The organism is Agreia bicolorata (assembly GCF_000938265.1).
Taxonomy (GTDB): Bacteria; Actinomycetota; Actinomycetes; order Actinomycetales; family Microbacteriaceae; genus Agreia; species Agreia bicolorata.
This window is the reverse complement of the sequence record NZ_JYFC01000002.1, coordinates 145,922-165,870: the sequence shown is the minus strand read 5'-3', so window position 1 is coordinate 165,870 and position 19,949 is coordinate 145,922. Positions and strand designations below refer to the sequence as shown.

Below are 19,949 nucleotides of genomic sequence, written 5' to 3'. Positions count from 1 at the left end.
CCACGCCACCGCCCTGCGCGAGAACACCCGCGTTCGGCGCGCCGGGGCTGCGCCGCTCCCGGGCGGCCTCGCATCCACGGGGGGGGCCACCGGGGCGCGCATCCACTCGAACGCGCACCCACTCGGCGCAGAAGCACCCTCCGCGGCCCGGGAAGGTGCTTCTGCGCCGAGTCGGTTGAACGCCTCTGATCGAGTCGGCGCGCCGGGCCTGGCGTGCACGCCCAGCGCGGGTGTTCTCGCGAGACGCGGTGGCCACGCCACCGCGCCGGGCGCGAACACCCGCGTTCGGCGCGCCGGGCGGGTCAGAGCACCGTGGTGGTGACCTCGACCGCAGAGTCCGTCGCCACCGTGGCCGTGCCCGATGAGCGCGTCACCGTGAAGGTCGCGTCGCGGCCGTCCGGGTTCGTGACCGTGAGCGAGGTCTCGCCGTCTGCCCCCGGGTACACCCGCAGCTCGAGGCCGTCGAGGTAGTCGTAGTCGGGGCGGTCTGTGCGTGCACCGATCGGCAGCACGGCTGACTCGCGAACATAGAGGGGCAGCGACATAAAGCCGTGCCGCTCGGTGCGCCAGCCGCCGCCCTGTACCACCTCGCCGGTGAAGTAGTTCGTCCAGCGACCGGCGGGCAGATAGAACTCGACCTCGCCGGATTCCGAGAACACGGGCGCCACCAGCAGATCGTGCCCGAGCATGTACTGGGTGTCGAGGTAGGCGGCGCCCCTGTCCTCGGGGAACTCCAGCGCCATCGGGCGCAGGATCGGCGTTCCCCGCCGACCGGCCTCGAGCCCCGCCGCGTAGAGATACGGCATCAGCTGGAGCTTCAGCTTCGTGAAGAACCGAGTGACTTCGACAGCCTCCTCATCGAATGCCCACGGCACCCGATGCGAGTTCGAGCCGTGGAAACGGCTGTGACTCGACAGCAGGCCGAACGCGGTCCAGCGTTTGAAGACACCGGCATCCGGTGTTCCTTCGAAGCCTCCGATGTCGTGGCTCCAGAACCCGAACCCGCTGAACGCCAGCGAAAGCCCACCGCGCAACGTCTCGGCCATCGACTCGTAGCTCGACGTGGAGTCACCGCCCCAGTGCACCGGAAGGCTCTGCCCGCCGACCGTCGCCGAGCGCGCGAACAGCACGGCATCCCCCACACCACGCTCCTCTTCGAGCACCTCGAACACGGCCTTGTTGTAGAGCTGCGCGTAGTAATTGTGCATGCGCTCCGGGCTCGAGCCGTCGAAGTAGTCGACCTCGAGCGGGATGCGCTCGCCGAAGTCGGTCTTGAATGCATCGACTCCCTGACGCAGCAGCACGCGCAGCTTCTCTTTGAACCACTCTGTCGCGCCGGGGTTCGTGAAGTCGACGAGTCCCATGCCCGCTTGCCATAGGTCCCACTGCCAGACCGATCCGTCGGGGCGCTTCACAAGGAAGCCGGCCTCCTTCGCTTCGGCGAAGAGCGGAGAACGCTGCGCGATATACGGATTGATCCACACAGACATGCGCAGGCCTTTGTTGTGCAGTCGCTCCAGCATGCCGTCAGGGTCGGGGAACACCCGCGGATCCCATTCGAAGTCGCACCAGTTGAACTCACGCATCCAGAAGCAATCGAAATGGAAGACACTCACGGGAAGATCGCGCGCGGCCATCTGGTCGATGAACGACGAGACCGTTTCCTCGTCGTACGAGGTCGTGAACGACGTCGAGAGCCACAACCCGAACGACCAGGCCGGCACGTGGGCCGGCCGGCCGGTCAACGCCGTGTACCGCTCGAGGATGTCGGTGGGCGTCTGACCGTAGATGATGAAGTACTCGAGACTCTCGCCGGAGACAGAGAATTGCACGCGCTCGACGGACTCGGAACCGATCTCGAACGACACGTGCCCGGGGTGGTTGACCAGCACGCCGTAGCCTCGGTTGGTGAGATAGAACGGAACGTTCTTGTAGGCCTGTTCGCTGGAGGTTCCGCCGTCCGCGTTCCAGATGTCGACGGTCTGGCCGTTCTTCACGAGCGGGCCGAAGCGCTCTCCGAGCCCGTAGACCAGTTCGCCGACTCCCAGCGACAGCTGCTGAAGCGTGTAGTTCGGCGCGAACGCGCGGGCCGTGCCGCCGCGCGCATTGCCGACCGGGGCGCCGTCGAGCTGCGCATCCGGTCGCACCTGCATGTGCGCGGTCGACTTGGCGCCCGCCGTTGTCAGCACCCGACCTGCAGCCTCGAAGACGAGACCGTAGGGCGCGCCTCTCCGCGCCGTGACGCTCAGTTCGCCCGACGTGAGCACACCGCTTTGGTCGGTGATCGAGACGATGCCGTGCCCTTCTTCGGCGCCGACGAGATCGAAGCCGCGCTCGTCGCGACCACCGGTGAAGTGCGAGACCTTGACGCCGATGATGTTCGGAAGCGGTGACGATAGCGCCACGGTGAGCACGGGGCGGTTCAGTACATCGCCCCGCTTCTCGATGGCCATGGTCGGCGCTGTCACAACGAGACCGTTCTCGCCCTCAGGCCAGATGTCGTAGGCCTCCTGCGCGTAGAGCGGGGTGACTCCCGGCCGTACCTGCCAGAAACCGTCGGTGAATTTCATGTGTGCCCTTACTAGGAATTACTTGGTCGAGCCGACGGTAATGCCGCGGGTCAGCGTTCGTTGGAAGATGAGGAAGAAGATGAGCGTCGGGATGAGGCCGAGCAGTGCGGAGGCACTCGTGGTCGTCACATCCATGAGCCTGTCTCCCTGCAGGGCGGTGATCGCGACGGGAACCGTCTGGTTGGCGTTCGAGACCAGGAACGTGAGGGGAATGAGGAACTCGTTCCAGGTCCAGATGAAGAAGAAGATGAGCAGCACCGAGAGGGTCGGCCGGCTGATCGGAACGATGACCCGCAGAAGGATCTGCCAGCGGGTTGCGCCGTCGAGCGAGGCAGCCTCGATGATCTCCTTCGGGAAGGTGCCGAAGACGGCCGACAGCAGATATGTGCCGAAGGCGCTCTGCACCACGGTGAAGATGATGATCACGCTCCACACGTTGTCGTAGAGGCCCACCTGTTTGAACATGAAGTACAGGGGGTAGAGCATCGCCTCCTGCGGCAGGGTGTTGGCGATCATGAACAGCACCAGCACCCAGACACGACCCTTCACCCGGCCGATTCCGATGGCGTAGGCGTTGAAGACCGAGACGATCACCGCGAAAACGGCGACCGTTCCGCTGATGAAGAAGCTGTTCCAGAGCTTCTCCGGAAAGTTCACCCGCTGCCAGAAGTTGACGATGCCGTCGAGGTAGATGTTCGAGGGCAGACTGAGCGGGCCGCCGTTGGCGTAGTCGGACGGCGATTTGAACGAGTTCACCAGAATGATGAGAAACGGCACGGCGATCAGGGCGGCGACGAGGATGACGGCGATCAGCAGAATCCAGTCACCGACGGTCCGTCGCGGCTTCTGCCGGTGCGGCTTGAGCACGGCGTTCCCTGCTCCCGTCGAAGGGCGTTGCAGTGTGGCAGTCATCAGCGTTCGTTCTCCAGACGTTCTGCGCGGTTCTGGGCAAGGATGAAGATGATCGTCAGAGCAACGATCACGACGGTCAATGCAGTGGCGATCGTCGCCCCGTAGCCCACCTGCTGACTCTGGAAGAACTCGCTGTACGAGTAGTAGCTCGGCACGATCGTGGAGTCTCCCGGCCCGCCGCGAGTGAGCGCGTAGATCGGCCCGAAGACCTTGAGGGCCGCGATCGTGGCGGTGAGCACGACCACGTAGATCTCGGGCCGGATGATGCTCACCGTGATCGACGTGAAGCGCTGAAACCAATTGGCGCCGTCGAGCTCGGCGGCCTCGTACAGCTCCGGGTCGACCCGTTGCAGGGCCGCCATAAAGATCACGACCGGGTAGCCGATCTGCACCCAGACCATCACGACCATCACGCTGAGAAGTGCGGTGTCGGGGCTGCCCAGCCAATTGTGCTGCAGAGCTCCGAGGCCGATGGCATCCAGAACCGTGTTCAGCGCCCCGTTCTCGGGCCGCAGGATCCAGCCGATCACGATGGCGGCGATGGCGACGGGCAGAATCTGTGGAAGGTAGTAGGTGGCGCGCAGAAAGCTGGCGAACTTGCCGCCGAACTTCTTGCCCACGAGATCGAAGAGCAGCGCAGCAAGCACCAGGCCGAGCAGTGTCGGCACGACCACCATCGCGATGATCATCGCGACGCTGTTCTGGAACGAAACCCAGAACTTGTCGTCGCCCATGAGCTTGGCCCAGTTATCGAGGCCGATCCACTCGGGCGGACGGATGCCGCGATACGACGTGAAGCTGAGGTAGATGTTCCAGATGAGGGGAACGAGCACGATGATCGTGAACAGCACGAGGCCGGGAATCAAGTAGAGCCAGAAGCCTCTTTTGCGCACGCCGGGGAGCAGGCTCATCTCCGGTGCTCGGCGGCTCCGTGCAATGACGGAGGCGGGTGGCAGCGTTGCCATGGAAAGTCCCTTTCGTGCGGTCTGAGGGAGTTCTTGGAGGGGGCCCTTCGATGGGCTCAGGGAACGAGCGGTCCCTGAGCCCGTCGAAGGGAGGGGAAGGGGCTACTTGCCGGTGATGTCCGCCACGCCAGATTCGTACTCGTCGCCGAGCTGCGTGTTCATCTCTTCGGGGGTAGTCGATCCGTTGATCAGCTCCTGCGTCGCCGCCACGATCTGGTCGTAGAACGTCGAGGTGGGCCAATCAGGGTAGAAGGCCAGTCCGTCTCGCTCCGTGAGCGTGTTGAAGTTGGCAATCAATTCCTGGCTCTTCGGGTCGGTGATGTCTGCGGTGTTCGCCGCGACGGGAACGCCACCGTTGTTGCCGATGAGAGCCTGAATCTCGGGGCGCATGGTGATGTCGATGAACTTGTACGCCAAGTCTTTGTTGGCGGCATTCTCGGGAACCACCCAGAGGTTTCCGCTCGATCCAGGAGCCATCTCCGATCCGGGGAAGAGGAAGGTTCCCCAGTCGAAGCTGGTCGCTTCCTTGATTATGCGGCCGTACCACCAGGAGCCCGAGACCATGATCGGGTACTTGCCCGAGATGAACGACGTTCCCATGTCTTCGGCCTTCAGGCCCGTCACGTCTTTCGAGATGTACCCCTTGTCGACGTATTCCTTGAGCTTGTCGCTGGCGTAGCTGAGCTCGGTTCCCTGCCAGTCGACCGGGTTCTTGTAGAGCTGGTAGTCGTCGACGAACGACCTGTCACCCTTCGAGAGCGCCAGCTGGTACCAGAGCTGCCCGATCGGATACTCGGCTCCGGCCTCGGCCAGCGGGGTGACGCCGTTGTCGGTGAACTTTTGCAGGGCCACCTCGAACTCGTCATAGGTCGTTGGAACGGCGATGCCGTACTTCGCGAACATGTCCTTGTTGTAGTAGACCTCGACGTACTCGCCGTAGTTCGGGATTCCGTACCAGGAGCCCGAGCCCATCACGCCCTTGTCGTCGTACTTGGCTGTCGTCTGCAGCGACGGCGCCAGCTTGTCTGCCCAGCCGTACTGTTTCACGGCGTCATCGAGCGGCGAGAGCAGACCCTGGCTCGCGAGAAGTCCCGCGGTGGCGTTGCCCTTGTTGTATTCGAGGATGTCGGGGGCCTCATTGGAGTTGAGCACCTGGCTCGACGTCGAGCGGATCTGCTCGAAGCTCTTCGCCTCGAACTCGACCTTCGCGCCGGTCTCCTCCTCGAACGTCTTGATGGCCTGGTTCCACGCGATTCCCATCGCGCTGTCTTCGCTCTCGAAATGCCAGAGCTTCAGGGTCTTTCCGTCTTCGGCCGGGGCCGCAGTCGAGCAGCCGGAGAGCAGTGCTCCCGCGGCGGCCACCGTGGCGAGCACGGCGAGTGTGCGTTTCATTTTCATGTGTCTACCTCCTTGTAGGGATGAGTTGCCGGGTCTTCCGGCGGTGGTGCCGACGATCTGTGGTGCTGTCGGGCGTACGCTTATCGACAGCTGTCGAAGCGCTTCGATAATGCGCGCAGAACTCCCTTCGAATCGAACATCAGGCCTGGTTGGCGACGGGGCCGGGAGCGGCGATGGAGCCGCGGTCGAGGAAAGTCGGAGCGATCAGCGTGACCTTCGGATCGCCGAGCGCATCGACCAGGGCCAGGGCATTCTCGACGGCCGAATGGCACATCTCGTCGAGAGGAAGGGGGATCGCGCTGAGCGGCGGTTCGAGTTCGTCGGCCGCATAGCTGGCGCAGGCAGCGAGAACCGACAGATCACCGGGAATCGAAAGCCCCAGCTCGGCGATACGACGAAGGGCCCCTTCGACGATCGGCTCATTGCAGTGAAAGACGAGCGCGGTCATGTCGGGAAGCTGTTCGCGCAGCAGATCGTATGCCTGCTGCCCGCCCGTTCGACCGATCTCCGGCCACTGGGTCGCCGTGCGCACACCGCGCTGCCGGCACTCCTCATCGAATCCGTGCGTGAAGCGGCGGATGAAGTTGGTGTCGCGGTCGACGTAGCTGTGCGGATGTCCGATCACACCGATCGAGGTGTGACCGGCGTCGGCGAGCATGGCCACCGCGTCGCGCCCCGCCCGATCGAAGTCGAGGTCGATGCATGACATATCGTCGACGCCCGGAGGGATTCCAATGAAGGCCGACGGAAGACCGAGGCGGCGCACCAGGGGCACACGCTCGTCGATGGTGGCAACGCCCATAACAACGACACCGTCGATCAACGACCGCGATGCGGCACGGCGGATGCCCGACACCTCGTCGTCGGTCGCCAGCAACAGCACGTCGTAGTCGTGCGCCCGCGCCGCCTCGACCACGCTCGTCACGAATCGCATGTGCGTGGGCAGGTGACCGTCGGGGCCGAGGGGCGCGCTCAGGGCGAGGATGTTCGTGCGGGCACCCGCAAGCATCCGGGCCCCTGCGTTTGGCTCGTACTCGAGCTCGTCGATGGCGCGCATGATGCGCTGGCGCGTGGACGCAGCGATGGAGCGCTTGCCCGACAGAGCGTAAGACACCGTGGAGATCGACACACCCGCGGCCTGCGCCACGTCGTTGATTGTCGCCATCAGAAGACTCCGGTGTCTGGGGTGGTGCGGTCTGTTTAAGCGCTTCGATTGTGAACGCGCTCTCAGCAGAGTACGACGCGAAGCACTTCGACGCAACAGATATTGCCGACTCCCCCAACAAATCGCGTCGCAGCCCGGATTCCAACGCGGGAGTTCTCGCCGAGCGCGGTGGCCGCGCCACCGCGGCGCGTCCGAACACCCGCGCTCGGCGCATCCGGCCGGAGCAGCACTGTTCCGCGCATCCACGGGACCTCGCATCCACGCGACCGCGCATCCACTCGCCGCAAGTGCACTCTCAGGACCCCGGGAACGTGCATCTGCGCCGGGTGGATGCGCGCCGCCCGATCGAGTCGGCGCACATGCACCCATCGGCGGCGTTTTGGGTGCTTGTGAGCCGAGTCGCCGCAACCCGCCGGGTCCTTCGACAGACTCAGGGAACGGCGGGGAACGGCGGAACCCAGGGAACGGCACGCATCAGCGCCCATCCGATACCGGCGCTCGACCGTTCAGTGACTCTCGGGCTCCGCATCGTCCGCCATCCAGACGGCGCGAAGAATGGCCACAACGTCATCCAAAGGCACCCCCGCGCCTTCACCCGCCTCCGCAAGGGCCCGAGCACGTTCGATGACCACCTGCGGAGCTCGTGATGCTCCGGGTGCAACGCGAGTTCCTGCCGCGGTGCGGGTCACGACGAGACCCTCGTGCTCGAGGGCTTTATAGGCTTTCGCGGCTGTTGCCTGAGCGACGTCGAAGTCTTTTGCCGTCTGGCGCACGGTGGGGAGGCGCTCGCCATCGCCGAGGCGGCCCGAGCGGATCGCCCCTCGGAACAGCGCCGCGATCTCGTCGGCGGAACTCGGGGTCGTGCCGGTCATCGGCGAACGCCCGTGGATGTCGCCTCGCGGTTCGAGGTGTCGGCAGCGACGCGACGCGACGCGACCAAGGCTCGAGCCGTGTCGACCGCGAGTCGCAGCAGAAATGCCACGCCGGCCGCCTGCAGAAAGTGGCCGATCAGGTTCATGGGCCGGGCGATCGCATAGTAGCCACTCCCGATAAGTACGGGCTCCGCAGACGGATCAGACCCATCGAGCCCCTCATTCAGCCTCACGTCAGTCAGCCCGATCATGCCCTGTCCGATCGACCCCGCGTGCATCCACACCGCACCCAGGGTCGTGATCAGGCCTCCCAGAAGGATGAACGTGAGCACACGAGCCGTCAGCTCCCGCTCTGCACGAACACTGGATGCCCACGACCGGGCAAACAGCGGACGATTGGCGTCCGTACGCAGGGCGACGACGAAGACCACCGCGGCAACAGCCAAGACGACGAGAGTGGGCAGGTAATTGGGCCAGCCCGTGCCTGCGACAAAGCCGTACCCGCTGTTGAATGTCATGAAAATAGGCAAGTCGGTCGGCACGGGAACATTTCCGAGAAATTGAGCACCCTTGGGTGCGGACACCCCGATGGCGCCCTGCCAGAGCGCCGTGACAGCCAGGAGAGCGGCCGCGATGCCCGAGATCCAGAGCAACATCCTCGACACGAAGGAATGCCACGGTCGACGAGGAGCGATCGCCCGCTCGCCCGGGGCGGGCAGCGGCATCCGGCGCAGGGCGAGCGCCGCGATGGCCACCACGACGGTCGCGATGAAGAGCGGGACCGGGCGGCGCCACCATCCATCGAAACCGGATGTCGGGTGTGCGTACGATGCGACGGCGATGGCACTCACGATGGTCGCGATGACGACGACGAGCAGCGATCCCGCTATCCCGACCCATGCGAGCAGTACCGTGCGGGCACCGGCTCGCGGCAGAGAGATGATCCGTCGAGGTCGAATCCACGACAGCGCGAACAGTACGACACCCAGAGTCAGCGCTATCTCCGGCGGCGGAATAAGGTTCTTGATCGTGATGAGCAGAGACAGGAACATTCGACCTCCAGCGACAGGGAGCAGGCCCGTGCGGGCCGCCTACTTGTACTGGCAAGGTAGCACAAACTTGTACTGGATAGAAAGCACAAGAAGTCGAGACGGAATCCGATGTTGACAAAAAGGAAGCTATCTTCCTATTCTTTGAGCATGCCTAGACGCAAAGCGGGGGTGATCCTGCCGATGGAGTATTCGATCCTGTCTGCAGTCGTCGAGCTGTCCGCATCAGAGACGGACCCCTACGGGTACACGATTGCAGCCTCGATCGCGAGATCAGACGAGAGCCGGGGGCTGACCGCCCACGGCACCCTCTACAAGACCCTCGGCCGATTGGTCGAGGGCGGGATGCTCGTGGCCGTCTGGGAGGCGCCGGAAACGGCCGAGAGTGATGGCCGCCCACGGCGCCGACTCTACGAGGTGACGGCGGCGGGCGCTCGAGCGCTCCAGGCACACGCGAACGAGAAGCTCGCCGCGAAAGCCGCTTTCAACCCAGCGCCCGGCCGATTGGCCACATCGTGAAGGGCCGCCCTGGATTGTTGAACCCCGGTCTGGCCGTCTGGGTGCTGCGCTGGGTCGCTCTCTACACACGAGGCCTGCCTGAGGCTGCAGCGCGGGACCGCGCGGACGAGATCGCATCAGACCTCTTCGAGCACAACGCCGCCGCGGTCGCAGCCGAACAGTCGAACCGCGCCACCACAGTGAGCATCCTGACTCGAGCACTCACCGGAATGGGCGCCGATGTGCTCTGGAGAGAACGCCAACTGCAGCAGGAGCACCGCCGACAGCTGTCCGCGGCCTCGCCTGCACTGCGGACTCGATACTCCCGACTCAGCGCGGTCGCGGTGGCTCTGGGCGCTGCGGTCGCCATCCTGACCCTGGCCTCCACGGTCAGAGTGCTGACAAACGTTCCCACCGCGTGGGGAGTTTCGTCGTTCACGGGCCTGATCGCCGTGACCCTCGGCCTGCTTCTGGCGCTGCTGGCACTGCTGCGCTCGAGCAGCCGCATCCTCGGGGCCGTGTCCTTCGCCGCACTATCGCTGCCACTCTGCCTCACGGTTGCCCAGAACACGATGTACATCAGTCTGACGTTCACCCAGGTCATGCAATCGGCTCTCGCCCCGTTCGCGGCGACGTCGTACTACCTGGCTTTCGCCGTTCTGTTCATCCCCGCGTATCTACTCGTCGCCGTTTTCACCACGATCGCAGTGAGGCTGCGCACCCTTCACCGACGCATACGAGTAGAGGCATGTACCCCCGCTCACGAAACCTCGACGCTTTACTAGTATCGCGCCGCAGCAGGTAGACGAACTTGATCCGGGCACCCACGGGACCGCGCATCCACTCGCCGCACATGCACCCTCAGAACCCCGGGAACATGCATCTGCGCCGAGTGGATCGGGGCATCGTGATCGAGCCGGCGCACATGCACCCATCCCCGGCGGTTTGGGCGCTTGTGCGCCGAGTCGACGGGAGGCACGGAACCGGCCCTTCGACAGGCTCAGGGAACGGCGGGGCTCAGGGAACGGCAGGGGTCAACCCGGCAGGATGCCCAGCCCGTCGACCTTCGGAATCGCCGACAGCAGCTGCTGCGTGTACGGCTGCTGCGGATTCGACCACACCTCGTTCACGTCGCCGCGCTCCACGATCTTGCCCTTGCTCATCACGGCCACGTCGTCGGCGATGACCCTCACCACCGAGAGATCGTGGCTGATGAACAGCAGCGATGCCCCGGTCTCGAGCGCCAGGTTGCGCATGAGCCCGGCGACCCGCGCCTGCAGAGACGCGTCGAGGGATGCGATGGGCTCGTCGCCGACAAGCAGGTCCGGTCCCGAGGCGATCGCCCGGGCGATCGCGATGCGCTGGCGCTGCCCGCCCGAGAACTGGTGCGGGAAGCGCGACCGGGCCGACGCATCCAATTCGACGTGCGCGAGCAGATCGGGAACCGTCCACGCCGTGCGATCGGGGTTGACGCGCAGGCCGTCTTCGATCTGCTTACCGATCGTGCGTCGCGGGTTCAGCGAGGCGTAGGGGTTCTGAAAGACCATCTGGATGCGCAACAGCTTGCGATCGCGGGTGCGCATTCCGAGGCGTTTCACGGGCGTGCCGTCGAACGTGATCGAGCCGCTGTCGAGGCCCTCGAGGCCGCAGATGGCTCGTGCGAGCGTGGACTTTCCGCAGCCCGACTCGCCGACGAGACCGAGCACCTGACGGGTGCCGAGCGAGAGGCTCACGTCATCCACCGCCACGAGCCGGGGTTTGCCCGCCACGCGATAGCTCACCTTGACACTGTCGAGTTCGAGCAACGACGTCATGACGCATCTCCTGTCGAGGCTGAATCCGGGGCCGAGCCGGCAGAGCCGTCGTGCGGCAGAGCGTCGATCAGCGCCTTCGTGTACGGGTCGCGCGGCGCAGTGATCACCTGGAACCGGTCTCCGTGCTCCACGATCTCGCCCTGTCGCATGACCGCGATGGTGTCGGCGAGGGCGCTCATCACTCCGAGGTCGTGGGTCACGAGAAGAATGGCGAGGCCGAGGTCGTCGCAGAGTTCGCGCAGCAGCCGCAGAATTCCCGCCTGTACGGTCACGTCGAGCGCCGTGGTGGGCTCGTCGGCGATGAGCACGCTGGGGCTGCACATGATCGCCGAGGCGATGGCCACTCTCTGCAGCTGTCCGCCCGAGAACTGGTGCGGGTACTTCTTCAGCGCGCCGGCCGGGTCGGGAACCTTGACCTGCTCGAGCACCACGCGCGCGCGTTCGAGTGCCTCGCGCTTCGACATGCCGGTGTGCTGGCGCAGGTGGTCGGTGAGCTGCGATCCGATCGAGAGCATGGGGTGCAGGCTCGACGTCGGGTCTTGGAACACCATCGCGATGTCGTTTCCGCGCAGGGTGTTGAGCTTCTTCGTGGGCAGCTCGAGCAGATTGCGCCCGTCGAACTCGATCGTTCCGGTGACCTTCGCCTGGGCGGGCTGCAGGCCGAGAACGGTCATGCCCGTCATGGTTTTACCCGATCCGGATTCGCCGGCCAGGCCGGTGATCTGGCCGCTCGGAACATCCAACGAGATGCCCCGAAGAATGTTCTTGGCCGAGGAACCGCGACCGATCGACAGCGTCAGGTCGCGAATGCTGAGACCGCCGGATGCCTTGGGCTTGCCTACAAAAGATGCACCTTCAGGGATTGTGCTCACAGTGCGCGTCCCTTCACAGCGTCGGCAGTGCGCGGGTCGAGACCGTCTCGCAGCGCGTCGCCGAGGAAGTTGAACGCGAGAACGACGGTGAGGATGGCGAGGCCAGGGAACACCGAGATCCACCACGACGAGAAGTTCTGCACGCCGTCGGAGACCATCGCGCCCCAGTCGGGAGTCGGCGGAACGGCGCCGAGACCCAGGAAGGACAGGCCCGCGAGCAGCAGGATGGCCGTGCCGACATCGAGAGTGGCGAGCACGACGACCGGCGCGATGATGTTGGGCAGGATGTCTTTGCCGAGCGAGGTGAACGGGCTGTTGCCGAGCAGGCGGCCGGCCACCACGTACTCGGAGCGCGACGCCACGACCACGAGCGATCGGGTGACGCGGGCGTAGGCCGGCCACGACACGATCAGCATGGCGATCACGGCGTTGGTGAGGCTCGGGCCGAGCGACGCGGCGATGACCATCGCCAGGATGATCGTGGGGAACGCGAAGACCAGGTCGGCGATGCGCATGATGACCTCGTCGGCGACCTTGCCGAAGTAGCCGGCTATCGAGCCCGCGATCGTTCCGACCAACAGCGACGACACAACGAGAAGCAGGGGCAGGATGATCGACACGCGTGCGCCGTCGAGAACGCGCGCGAGCACATCCCGGCCCAGCTGGTCGGTGCCGAACCAGTGCGCCGCGCTCGGAGGCTGGAGCCGGTCGAAGTTCTGCGCCAGGGGATCTGCGGGGCTGATCATCGGCGCGAGCAGGGCGAGCACCAGCCAGACGACGATGATCGCTGTTCCTGTGACGGCCAGCGGATTGCGCAGGGCCGCCGGGAAGCGGAGCCGGCGTCGGGCAGCCACAGCCAGAACATCCGGTTGGGCCTGCGAAGCGGGCGCGGTTGTCTGGCTCATGCGGCCCTCACTCTCGGGTCGATGAAGCCGTATGCGATGTCGACGATGAAGTTCAGGCCGATGTAGACGATGCCCACGACGAGGCCCACGCCCATGATGGCGGGCAGGTCGAGCTTGGTGGCCGAGGAGAAGGCGTATTCGCCGAGCCCGTGCCACGAGTAGACCTTCTCGACCAGCACGGTTCCGCTGAGCAACGAGCCGAACGCGATGCCGAGCACCGTGATGATGGGCACGAGGGCGCCGCGCAGCACGTACTTGAGCACAACAGTGCGACCGGTGAGCCCCTTGGCCCGGGCGCCGCGCACGTAGTCGGCGTCGAGCACTTCGAGGATGGCCGAGCGCGAGAAGCGCGTGAGCAGGCCGATCGTGTAGAGGGCGAGAACGGATGCCGGCAGCACGAGGTGGTAGACGGCGTCGCCGAATGTGGCCCACTGCCCGGCCAGCAACGAGTCGACCGTGTAGAGGCCGGTCACGTGCGGGGGCGCGATCGCCGCGGGGTCGAGACGCCCCGACCCGGGGAACAGCCGCAGCTGGAAGAAGAAGATGAAATACACGAGCAGGGCCATCCAGAACGCCGGAACCGAGAGCCCGATGAGGCTCACGACACGGATGATCTGGTCGACGAAGGTTCGCTGGCGCAGCGCAGCCCAGAGTCCGAGGCCGATTCCGATGATGGCCGAGATCAGGATGGCGCCGACCGCGAGTTCGATGGTGGCGGGAAACGCCTTGCCCAGCTCCGTCGCCACGGAGGTGCGGGTCTGAGTGGAGGTACCGAGGTCGCCCTGGAAGAGATGGCCGAGATACGTGAAGTACTGCACCGGCAGCGGCTTGTCGAGGCCCGCGTTCTCGCGGAACTGCGCCACGATCTCGGGGTTCGCCGCCGCCTGCTCGCCGAGGGCCGCCTGCACAGGGTCGGCGGGCACCAGGTTGGTGAGAATGAAGGTGACGAGGGTGACGCCCAGCATAAGCAGGGCCGTCACCCCCAGCCGTATGGCGAGGTAGCGCGCCAGCGGGGGGATGCCCGCCGGCGCGCTACGCTTCTCCGCTTTCGCGGCGACGCTGTTACTTGATTCCGGCAAGATCGATCGTCCAGACCGGGTTCAGGCTGACCGCGGTGATGCTCTTCGAGGTGACCACGTTCTGTGCCGGCTGCAGCAGCGGAACGAACGGGCCGCTCGCGTTCTGCGCCTTCTGCAACGCGGCGTAGGCGCTCTGGCGCTCGTCGGTCGAGACAGCAGCCTTGGCAGCGGCGGCCAGGTCGGTCACCGTCTGGTCTGCACCAGCAGCCCAACCGGCGCGCAGGCCGACGAGCTCGCCGGGCGTGAACGCGAGGTAGTTCGACGGGTCGGGGAAGTCGGGACCCCAGTACCAGAGACCCACGGTCTCCTTGCCGTTGCGGTAGGCATCCAGCTCGGTGGCGACCGGTGCAGGAGCCAGCACGATGTTGATGCCGACCTCCTTCAGCTGGGCCTGAACCGACTCGGCGACGCTCTGCAGCGACAGACCCTGCACCGTGATGTCGTTCGGGAAGTTGAGCGTGACATCCTCACCGGAGTAGCCCGATGCGGCGAGCGACGCCTTGGCGGCGGCGACATCGTGCTGGTTGCCGTCGGATGCGTCGATCGCGCCGACGAACAGCGAGGGGATGAATCCACCGGGCTGAACAGATCCGTCACCGGCGAGGTCGACAATCTTGTTGTAGTCGATGCCGGCCTTGACCGCCTTGAGGAAGTCGGGGTTGCTGGTGATCGCCGAGACCGACGGGTCCTGGTTCAGAAGCAGGAAGATCATGTAGCGCGAGGGGCTCGAGAGAACCGTCACGTCGGATCCGCCGAGCTCCGCGACCTGGTCGGGGTTGAGGTCGAGGGCGACCTGCGACTCACCGGCCTGGATGTTGAGCTTCTGCGTCGGTCCTTGCACGTTGCGCAGAACGACGCGGTCGTAGGCGGGAGCGTCGCCCGTGTACTTCGGGTTCTTGGTGAAGACCACCTGCGAGGCCACGTCGAACGACTCGAGCATGTACGGGCCAGAGCCGGCGGATGCGCCGTTCAGGTAGGCCTCGGCACCGTCGGCGTCGGTCGCGGTTCCGCCGTTTTCTTCGACGACCTTCTTGTTCACGACGCTGAGAGCCGGGTTCGGAAGGATGTACGGAAGCGCCGGGTTGGGCGTGGCCGAAGTGAGCGTGAGCGTGGTGTCGCTCGTCTTCGCGACGGTGATTCCCTCGAGCAGGAACGAGGGGTTGCCCTTGATTCCCTGTACTCGCTGCAGCGAAAAGACGGCGTCGTCGACGGTCACCAGAGTGCCATCGGAGAAGACGTGGCCGTCGGCCATCGTGAGGGTCATCACCGTGTTGTCGGCGTTCATCTCGTAGCTCGCGAGTCCGTCGATCGGCTTCGTGACGTCGTCGCCCTTGAAGGTGAGGAGGGTCTCGTAGAGGGCCTTGGCGACGATCGAGCCGGTCGTCTCGTATTCGCGGTTGGGGTCGGCCGTCTTCAGGTCGAACGACGAGTCGACGACGACGGACTTGCCGCCGGACGAGCTCGAGTCGCTCGAGCCCGCGCTGCAGGCTGTGATGCCGAGCGTGGCGACGACGGCGATGCCGACGATGCCTGCGATACGGCGGAGTGGTGACAACACGAGGGTGGTCTCCTATCGGGTAAGGAAGGGTGCTGGGCGAGTGTGACAGTGCGGTCAGTGCGGTCTCGGTGAATTCTGCACCAACCAGATGTGGAATGTTGTCTTGAAATTACTTCTCACACAGATCAAGTGTCAATCTGAACGTTCGATGTCAGGACAAACTGATGACAACACCTCGCATTTCGACATAACATCTCTAAACAAGAGATTCTGTAGGCGCAGACACGGACAAAACAGGGGGTCGCAAGTGGATCTTGATGAGACACACGTGCGCATGCTGGAAATGCTGAGAGACAACGGGCGCATCTCGATCGCGACGCTGTCGGAGCGACTCGGCATCTCGCGCTCGAATGCCTACACGCGCTACGAGTCCCTGGTGCGCAACGGAGTCATTCGCGGCGTGCACGCCGACATCGATCCGACCGCGGTCGGCCTGAACGTGGCGGCCATGGTGTTCGTGACGGTGCGACAGAGTCAGTGGTCCGATTTCCGCAGTCGACTCTCCAGTCTCGACGAACTGGAGTCGTTCACCGTGATGACCGGAGAGCACGACGCCATGCTGCTGGTTCGCGGATCGGGAGTCGCCGCCATCCACGATCTCGTCGCCACGCGACTGGCGCAGTGGCCCTCGGTCAAGGCGACAGTGACCGTCTTCATCATGGACGAGATGGCGTCGAACGTGTCGCTGCGCATGGGAGCCGAGAAGAGCGACACACTGCAGCAATCCGGCGAGCGCTACGGAATGACGCGGTTCGTGCGCACAAGCGACGAGCGGGCGAAGAGCGCCGAGAGCGCACAGAATGCTAGGCGCGCACCTCGCGGCACACGCTGACATGGTCTCCCCCGTCGGGTCCGACGAAGTCCTCGGTCAGCTCGAGCACACCATCGAGGTTGCGACTGACGACTGAGGTCGCCGAGCCCGCGGTCGTGGATCCGTCGACGCCCAGGTGCACGAATGACACGTGCAGCACGTCGCGTTCCCGGTAGCCACTGAAGCGCCCCACCGACACCGTGTCGCCGGTGTACTCACCCCAGATGACGCCACGATCCTCACGGTAGTGAAAGCGTGACGGCGACGTCGTCGAGACCGCGCTGGCCGTCGACGAGACCATATCGAACACCGTGTCGTCGATCGACTCGTCGAAGGTGCTGTGGGCTGCGGCAGTGGATGCGTCGGAGGGGGTGCTCATGATCGCCCACTGTTGCGGAGTGCGGCTCGGCTCGTCAATTCCCGTGCAGAAAGTCCGTCGCGAGATGTCAGCCACATGACATCAGTGGACGAATAGTCGTTTTACTCATCACGCATAGGACAAACGGCTGACTACGTCGTAACGAGCTTGAAACGTGTTCGTCGATCGGGCTACTTTGCAGTCATGACTACTCTTTCGCCGGCCCCGCGAGACCCCCGGATGCCTCGGCTCCCCACCTCCGAGACGTTCCGCGAGTTCATGGCGAGCGGGTGGGCGGAGCCCGATCGCACGGCCCGGGTCACCCCCGGCGCCGCCGAGGCCGCAGTCTCCCATCGCGCACGGCTCTCGGAGCGCTTCCCCTCGGACACTCTCGTCATCGCGAGCGGCCGCAGCGCAGTTCGCTCCAACGACACGGAGTTCGGCTTCCGGCCGCACAGCGACTTCGCCTGGCTCACCGGATGCGTCGCGGAGGCGGCCGTCGTCGTCATGCGGCCCACGGCATCCGGCCACGACGCCGTGCTCTACCTCACCGAACCCGCCTACGCGGGTGAGGAGGCCTTCTACACCGACGCGCTGCGCGGCGAGCTGTGGGTCGGCGCCGCTCCCGGTCTCGACGATTGGGCGACCGCGCTGCAGATCGAGGTGCGCTCGCTCGCCGCGCTCCCCGACGATCTTCGCGCACTCGACGGCGCGGTCCTCAGCGCCGGGGCGGTCGAACCCGCGCTGGTCGAGAGCGGCATCGACGCCAGCTCGCCCGCGCTCGAGCGTGTCCTCTCCGATCTCAAGCTCGTGAAAGACGAGTGGGAGATCGGCCAGCTGCGCGCTGCGGTCGACGCCACGGTCGAGGGCTTCGCGGCCGTCGTCGCGGAGCTGCCGACCGCAATCTCCGGCCGGGGCGAGCGCTGGCTGCAGGCCACGTTCGAGCGGCACTCCCGCCAGGGCGCGAACGGTGTCGGTTACACCACGGTCATGGGATCCGGGGCGAACGCGGCCACTCTGCACTGGTCGCGCTGCGACGGCCCGGTGAGTGCCGATCACCTCGTTCTGCTCGACGCGGGCGTCGAGGTCGACACCCTCTACACGGCGGATGTCACGCGCGTCTTCCCGGCATCCGGCACCTTCTCGCCCGCCCAGCGTCGGGTGTACGAACTCGTGCTCGAGGCGCGGGCGGCCGCCCTGAGCGTGCTGCGGCCGGGAGCGCTGTTCTCCGACTTTCAGGAGGCTGCGCACGACGTGATCGCCCGCGGCCTGCACAGCTGGGGCATCCTGCCCGGAACGCTCGAGGAGGCGCTGAGCCCCGAGGGCCAGTACCACCGCCGTTATGCCATTTGCGGCAACGGCCACCACCTCGGCCTCGACGTGCACGACTGCGCGAAGACGAGCGAAGAGCTCTATCTGCGCACGCCGCTCGTCGCAGGCATGGTGCTCACGGTCGAGCCAGGCATCTATTTTCACGCCAACGACCTCACGCTTCCCGAGGAGCTTCGCGGCATCGGCGCGCGCATCGAAGACGACCTCCTGATCACGGAATCTGGCTACGAGAACCTCTCGGGCGCCCTGCCCGTCGAGGTCGACGACGTCGAGGCGTGGGTGCGCTCGCTGACGCAGTAGCGGGGCATCCGTTGCGGGAGACTGACCGCCGAGCGCGCACTTAGCGGGCGAGCGCGCCGTGCACGGAGGCGCGCTCGCCCGCTGTCGGCGCGCTCGACCCTTACGCGGCCACGGGTCACCTCGTCTCGCGGCCGTGCGAGCATGAATACTGTGCAATCAAGAGCCTCCGAACCAGCGCTCTCGGATGCCGAACTGCGGCTTCTTGAGGCTCGGTTGCGCGAGCGTCGGCTCGAGATCGACTCAGAGCTCGGTGGGCTCGCGCAGACGCTCCACGACGTTCGCGAGGCGCGCGGCGCGGAGTCGGTCGATGACGAGCACGATCCCGAGGGCCCGACGCTGTCGAGCGAGTGGTCGCGCATCCACGGTGTACACGGCGAGCTCGCGGCGTCATCGGAGGCGGTCGACGCGGCACTCGACCGCATCACGGCGGGTAACTACAGCGTCTGCGAGCGCTGCGGCCTGCCTATCGGGTTCGCCCGCCTCGAGGCACGACCCGAGGCCACGCTCTGCATCATCTGCGCCCGCGCCGCGGAGCGCTGAGCTGGCCAGAGGTTCAGCTCGCCACCTCTTCGAGCACCTCGCGAAACGCGAGCGTCGCCGGGTGGTGCGCGCCGCTGTCGCGCACCGACGTGAAGATCGAACGACGCGCATCCCCTGCCAGCTCGATGAGCCGGCAGCTCGTCTCGCGTCCCGCCCAGACGAGCTCAGGCATCAGCGCAACGGCGTTGCCTGACTCAATCAGGCGAATCTGCGCCTGCAGATCGGCGGTCTCGTAGCGTACGTCGGGCTCGAATCCGGCGATGCGGCAGCGCTGCAAGGCCCAGTGCCGTGAGGCGGCGCCCGCCGGTTCCATGACCCAGGGGAGGTCGTGCGCGTCCTCGATCGAGTCGACGCCGTGGATCTGCCGATCAGTGGGAGGAACGGCGAGAGACACGGCATCGCTCGTGAGCCACTTCTTGTCGAGTTCCGGATGCCGCGGCGCCGCGTGCGCCGGATATTCCTCAGCGACCACCATGTCGAAGTCGCGGGCCCAGGTCTCGTAAAGCGCCGTCTCGGGCTCGCGCTGCACCATCTCTACCCGCACCTCGGGATACCGGGAGCGCATAAGACTCAGCGCATCCGGCATCAGCGCCAGGGCCGCGGATTGAAAAACGGCGACCCGCACGGTGCCGCTGACCGACGTGAGCGATGCTGCGAGAGTGGCCTCGGCGCTCTCGAGAATCTCGAGCATGGCCGCCGTCTGTGCCACGAGAATCTCCGCCTGAGGGGTGAGCTGCACGCGCCGGCCGACCTTGCGCAGCAGTTCGACACCCGTCTCTTTCTCCAGGAGGGCGAGCTGCTGCGACACCGATGATGGGCTGAAATTCATGGCCACGGCGACCTCGGCGAGGGTGCCGCGGATCTTGAGTTCACGCAGGATGCGCAGGCGCCGGGCATCGAGCATCGTCTCGTCTTTCATTCATCGGGTAATCCAATGGTTATTGGTTACAA

At 65.5% G+C, this 19,949-nt stretch carries 19 protein-coding genes; 5 read left to right on the top strand and 14 right to left on the bottom strand.

Annotated elements, in window-relative coordinates; translation table 11 throughout:
* Nucleotides 1-302: 302 nt before the first annotated feature.
* The 7 genes from yicI to TZ00_RS04295 all read right to left on the bottom strand — a co-directional run bounded on the left by yicI (nt 303) and on the right by TZ00_RS04295 (nt 8,934).
* Nucleotides 303-2,570 carry an alpha-xylosidase gene (yicI, locus tag TZ00_RS04325; protein WP_044439610.1) on the bottom strand — a complete coding sequence of 756 codons (2,268 nt, stop codon included), beginning with the start codon at nt 2,568-2,570 and terminating at the stop codon, nt 303-305.
* Between the two features lie 18 nt (nt 2,571-2,588).
* Complete coding sequence (locus TZ00_RS04320) at nt 2,589-3,482, bottom strand: carbohydrate ABC transporter permease (protein WP_044439608.1); 894 nt, start codon at nt 3,480-3,482, stop codon at nt 2,589-2,591.
* Nucleotides 3,482-4,447 carry a carbohydrate ABC transporter permease gene (locus tag TZ00_RS04315; protein ID WP_044439606.1) on the bottom strand — a complete coding sequence of 322 codons (966 nt, stop codon included), beginning with the start codon at nt 4,445-4,447 and terminating at the stop codon, nt 3,482-3,484. The genes TZ00_RS04320 and TZ00_RS04315 overlap by 1 nt, the downstream gene beginning before the upstream one ends.
* Nucleotides 4,448-4,549: 102 nt before the next feature.
* A complete protein-coding gene (locus TZ00_RS04310) occupies nt 4,550-5,845 on the bottom strand; it encodes an ABC transporter substrate-binding protein (RefSeq protein ID WP_152631081.1) in 1,296 nt (431 codons plus the stop codon).
* Nucleotides 5,846-5,984: 139 nt separating this feature from the next.
* Entirely contained in the window at nt 5,985-7,010 is a 1,026-nt protein-coding gene (locus TZ00_RS04305; protein WP_044439602.1) for a LacI family DNA-binding transcriptional regulator, read from the bottom strand.
* A gap of 506 nt (nt 7,011-7,516) precedes the next feature.
* Nucleotides 7,517-7,882: a GntR family transcriptional regulator gene (locus TZ00_RS04300; RefSeq protein ID WP_044439600.1), complete on the bottom strand. Its 366-nt coding sequence runs from the start codon at nt 7,880-7,882 to the stop codon at nt 7,517-7,519.
* Nucleotides 7,879-8,934: a hypothetical protein gene (locus tag TZ00_RS04295; protein WP_044439599.1), complete on the bottom strand. Its 1,056-nt coding sequence runs from the start codon at nt 8,932-8,934 to the stop codon at nt 7,879-7,881. The genes TZ00_RS04300 and TZ00_RS04295 overlap by 4 nt, the downstream gene beginning before the upstream one ends.
* 147 nt (nt 8,935-9,081) lie before the next feature.
* Between TZ00_RS04295 and TZ00_RS04290 the strand changes: the two genes are divergently transcribed.
* Together TZ00_RS04290 and TZ00_RS04285 are read left to right on the top strand one after the other, a co-directional pair.
* Entirely contained in the window at nt 9,082-9,450 is a 369-nt protein-coding gene (locus TZ00_RS04290; RefSeq protein ID WP_161793725.1) for a PadR family transcriptional regulator, read from the top strand.
* Nucleotides 9,447-10,214, top strand: a complete 768-nt coding sequence (locus tag TZ00_RS04285) for a hypothetical protein (protein ID WP_152631080.1) — start codon at nt 9,447-9,449, stop codon at nt 10,212-10,214. Before TZ00_RS04290 ends, TZ00_RS04285 begins: the two co-directional genes overlap by 4 nt.
* A 249-nt stretch (nt 10,215-10,463) precedes the next feature.
* Here the strand turns inward: TZ00_RS04285 and TZ00_RS04280 are convergent, their stop codons facing one another.
* The 5 genes from TZ00_RS04280 to TZ00_RS04260 are packed head-to-tail and all read right to left on the bottom strand — an operon-like array spanning nt 10,464 to nt 15,657.
* On the bottom strand, nt 10,464-11,243 hold the full coding sequence (locus TZ00_RS04280; RefSeq protein WP_044439593.1) for an ABC transporter ATP-binding protein: 780 nt from the start codon (nt 11,241-11,243) through the stop codon (nt 10,464-10,466).
* A complete protein-coding gene (locus tag TZ00_RS04275; RefSeq protein WP_238579578.1) occupies nt 11,240-12,115 on the bottom strand; it encodes an ABC transporter ATP-binding protein in 876 nt (291 codons plus the stop codon). The genes TZ00_RS04280 and TZ00_RS04275 overlap by 4 nt, the downstream gene beginning before the upstream one ends.
* Complete coding sequence (locus TZ00_RS04270; protein ID WP_044439591.1) at nt 12,112-13,020, bottom strand: ABC transporter permease; 909 nt, start codon at nt 13,018-13,020, stop codon at nt 12,112-12,114. Before TZ00_RS04270 ends, TZ00_RS04275 begins: the two co-directional genes overlap by 4 nt.
* Entirely contained in the window at nt 13,017-14,099 is a 1,083-nt protein-coding gene (locus TZ00_RS04265; protein ID WP_238579577.1) for an ABC transporter permease, read from the bottom strand. Before TZ00_RS04265 ends, TZ00_RS04270 begins: the two co-directional genes overlap by 4 nt.
* The gene (locus tag TZ00_RS04260) at nt 14,083-15,657 is read right to left on the bottom strand and encodes an ABC transporter substrate-binding protein (protein ID WP_044439589.1); all 1,575 of its coding nucleotides are present in this window, start codon (nt 15,655-15,657) and stop codon (nt 14,083-14,085) included. Before TZ00_RS04260 ends, TZ00_RS04265 begins: the two co-directional genes overlap by 17 nt.
* An 88-nt stretch (nt 15,658-15,745) precedes the next feature.
* Here TZ00_RS04260 and TZ00_RS04255 point away from each other — a divergent pair, with 88 nt between their 5' ends.
* Nucleotides 15,746-16,489 carry a winged helix-turn-helix transcriptional regulator gene (locus TZ00_RS04255; protein ID WP_078714728.1) on the top strand — a complete coding sequence of 248 codons (744 nt, stop codon included), beginning with the start codon at nt 15,746-15,748 and terminating at the stop codon, nt 16,487-16,489.
* Here TZ00_RS04255 and TZ00_RS04250 read toward each other — a convergent pair.
* Entirely contained in the window at nt 16,461-16,847 is a 387-nt protein-coding gene (locus tag TZ00_RS04250) for an avidin-fold protein (protein WP_202965820.1), read from the bottom strand. The genes TZ00_RS04255 and TZ00_RS04250 overlap by 29 nt on opposite strands.
* 183 nt (nt 16,848-17,030) lie before the next feature.
* On the opposite strand from TZ00_RS04250, the gene TZ00_RS04245 reads away from it, so the two are divergent.
* Both TZ00_RS04245 and TZ00_RS04240 read left to right on the top strand, forming a co-directional pair.
* On the top strand, nt 17,031-18,458 hold the full coding sequence (locus TZ00_RS04245) for an aminopeptidase P family protein (RefSeq protein ID WP_044439587.1): 1,428 nt from the start codon (nt 17,031-17,033) through the stop codon (nt 18,456-18,458).
* A gap of 150 nt (nt 18,459-18,608) precedes the next feature.
* Entirely contained in the window at nt 18,609-18,998 is a 390-nt protein-coding gene (locus tag TZ00_RS04240; protein WP_161793723.1) for a TraR/DksA family transcriptional regulator, read from the top strand.
* Between the two features lie 13 nt (nt 18,999-19,011).
* Here TZ00_RS04240 and TZ00_RS04235 read toward each other — a convergent pair whose 3' ends face one another.
* On the bottom strand, nt 19,012-19,902 hold the full coding sequence (locus TZ00_RS04235; protein WP_044440259.1) for a LysR substrate-binding domain-containing protein: 891 nt from the start codon (nt 19,900-19,902) through the stop codon (nt 19,012-19,014).
* Between the last annotated feature and the right edge of the window lie 47 nt (nt 19,903-19,949).